This window comes from Synechococcus sp. R5-12 (genome assembly GCF_047502655.1).
Taxonomy (GTDB): Bacteria; Cyanobacteriota; Cyanobacteriia; order Thermostichales; family Thermostichaceae; genus Thermostichus.
The window spans coordinates 1-2248 of record NZ_JANSIM010000287.1 but is presented as its reverse complement, the minus strand read 5'-3'; the positions used below and the strand labels follow the sequence as shown (position 1 = coordinate 2248).

Sequence of the window (2248 nt, the reverse complement as noted above, 5' to 3'; positions counted from 1 at the left end):
TGAACAGTGATGTTCAGCAGTGTTCAGCGTAAATGTATCAGCTAGCCGTCGAGGTGTTGCTTGAGCAGGTCGTTGGCCAGCTTTGGATCTGCCCGTCCCTGAGTTTTTTTCATCAATTGCCCGACAAAGTAGCCGAAGAGCTTGGTTTTGCCCCCCCGATACTGCTGAAGTTGCTCGGGGTTTTCTGCCAGCACCTCGGCGATCATCTGCCCCAGCAGAGCGCTATCCGAGATTTGGGTCATGCCCTTAGCTTCCACCAGGGCGCGGGCCGACCCGCCTTTTTCCAGCAGTTCCGGCAGGATCTCCTTGGCGATTTTGCTGGAGATGGTGCCCCGCTCGATGAGGCCGATCAGCTCGGCCAGGGTTTCCGGCTTCAGGGCAATGTCGGGGTAGTCCAGCTTGTGGGTGTTGAGGTAGCTGGCAATGTCGCTCATCATCCAGTTGGCGGCTGCTTTCGGGTCGGCACCGGCGGCGATCACGGCTTCAAAGTATTCGGCGGTGTTGCGCTCGTCGCTGAGGTAGCGGGCATCGTACACCGAGAGACCGTACACCTCCTGGTAACGTCGCCGCTTCACACCGGGCAATTCCGGCAGCTCTGCCCTCCAGCGGGCCTTTTGCTCTTCGGTAACGCGAATGGGCGGCAGATCGGGCTCGGGGAAATAGCGATAGTCGCTGGATCCCTCTTTCTTGCGCATGCTGATGGTGCGCTGGCTGTTTTCTTCCCAAAGGCGGGTCTCTTGCACGATCCGCTCGCCCGCCTCCACAACCTTGACCTGGCGGTTGAATTCGTACTCGATGGCCCGTTGGATGGCGTTGAAGGAGTTCATGTTTTTAATTTCCACCTTCGTGCCAAAGGTCTGGGATCCCAGCGGACGCACCGAGATGTTCACATCACAGCGCAGGGATCCCTCCTGCAGGTTGCCATCGCACAGCCCGGCATAGCGCAGGATGCGGCGCAGCTCTTGCACATACTCGGCTGCCTCTTCCCCGCTGCGGATGTCCGGCTCGCTGACGATCTCGATGAGGGGAACCCCCGCCCGGTTGAAATCCACCAAAGAGTAGCTGGATCCCGATAGGCGGTCACTGCCAGCGTGGACCAGCTTGCCCGCATCTTCTTCCATGTGCAGACGGGTGATGCCGATGCGCTTGGTACGACCGTCGCTGAGCTGGATCTCAATCCAGCCGTGGGTGGCAATTGGCAGGTCGTATTGGGAGATTTGGTAGTTTTTGGGCAAGTCGGGGTAAAAGTACTGCTTGCGGTCGAACTTGCTGTAGGGGGCAATGGTGCAATTCAAGGCCAAACCCGCTTTGACCGCGTACTCCAGCACCTTTTCGTTGAGCACCGGCAGGGTGCCGGGCAGGCCCATGCAGATGGGGTCAATCTGGGTGTTGGGGGGAGCGCCAAAGGCTGTCGCGCTGCTGGAAAAGATCTTGGAGCGAGTGCTGAGCTGGCAGTGAACTTCCAGCCCAATCACAGCTTCGTATTGCACTTTGGCGGGGGCAGCAACAGTCATGGGATGGGAAAAACTTGCGGTGTAACCATTCTAGTGTGACCTTGCAGGGATCCCAGCTCATGGGCAGTTTCTGAGGACGGCAGCTCAGAACCAGCGGACGAAGCTGAAGTGCTGCAGGTCAAAGAAATCCTTGGAACAGCCAAACTCCTTCAAACGGTAGGGCGAATCTCAAAAGTGGGTAGACCTTCCGGCGGCTCGGAACGTTGCTCAATGGCCTCCACAACCGAACCGGGGCTGCCCTGTTGGCACCAGCGCAGCATGGCCTCCACCGCAGCAGGGGATCCTTCAAAAACGGCCTCGACGCGACCATCCCGCAAGTTGCGCACCCAGCCGCCAACACCGGCATTGCGGGCCATGGCTTCGGTGTGGGCGCGAAACCCCACCCCCTGAACCCGCCCCCGTACCCAGACGTGAACGCGAACCCTGTCACTCATGCCGACGGGGATCCCTCCGTTGTGCTGCAGGGTTCTGGCGACTCGGTCGGCTCCTCCGGAGTCTCTGAGGTCTGCCGATCCAGCCACCCCACAAGAACGTTGACCAGGGCAACCAAGCCTAGGAGCCCCAGCGAGATCCCACAGGCATACCCAATCGCTTGCCACAGCACGGAAGACATGAACCCAACCTCACGAACGCTTGTGCAGAGGATCCCACCCTTCATGCACCGTGACATCCTCCCGGCGCTCGTCCTACGGACAGAGCGCGGGCCACCCTTCCCGTCAGCAGGACGGAGTCCT

The 2248-nt window shown here is 59.8% G+C and carries 3 protein-coding genes; all 3 read right to left on the bottom strand.

Translation table 11 applies throughout. The features are described 5' to 3' along the window. Nucleotides 1-41: 41 nt before the first annotated feature. The 3 genes from gatB to NW843_RS13445 all read right to left on the bottom strand — a co-directional run bounded on the left by gatB (nucleotide 42) and on the right by NW843_RS13445 (nucleotide 2127). Nucleotides 42-1514 carry an Asp-tRNA(Asn)/Glu-tRNA(Gln) amidotransferase subunit GatB gene (gatB, locus tag NW843_RS13455; RefSeq protein WP_414523199.1) on the bottom strand — a complete coding sequence of 491 codons (1473 nt, stop codon included), beginning with the start codon at nucleotides 1512-1514 and terminating at the stop codon, nucleotides 42-44. 149 nt (nucleotides 1515-1663) lie between these two features. After that, nucleotides 1664-1948, bottom strand: a complete 285-nt coding sequence (locus tag NW843_RS13450) for an acylphosphatase (RefSeq protein WP_414351467.1) — start codon at nucleotides 1946-1948, stop codon at nucleotides 1664-1666. Continuing rightward, nucleotides 1945-2127, bottom strand: coding sequence for a hypothetical protein (locus NW843_RS13445; RefSeq protein ID WP_041436250.1), 183 nt, complete (start codon nucleotides 2125-2127; stop codon nucleotides 1945-1947). The genes NW843_RS13450 and NW843_RS13445 overlap by 4 nt, the downstream gene beginning before the upstream one ends. Nucleotides 2128-2248 lie beyond the last annotated feature (121 nt).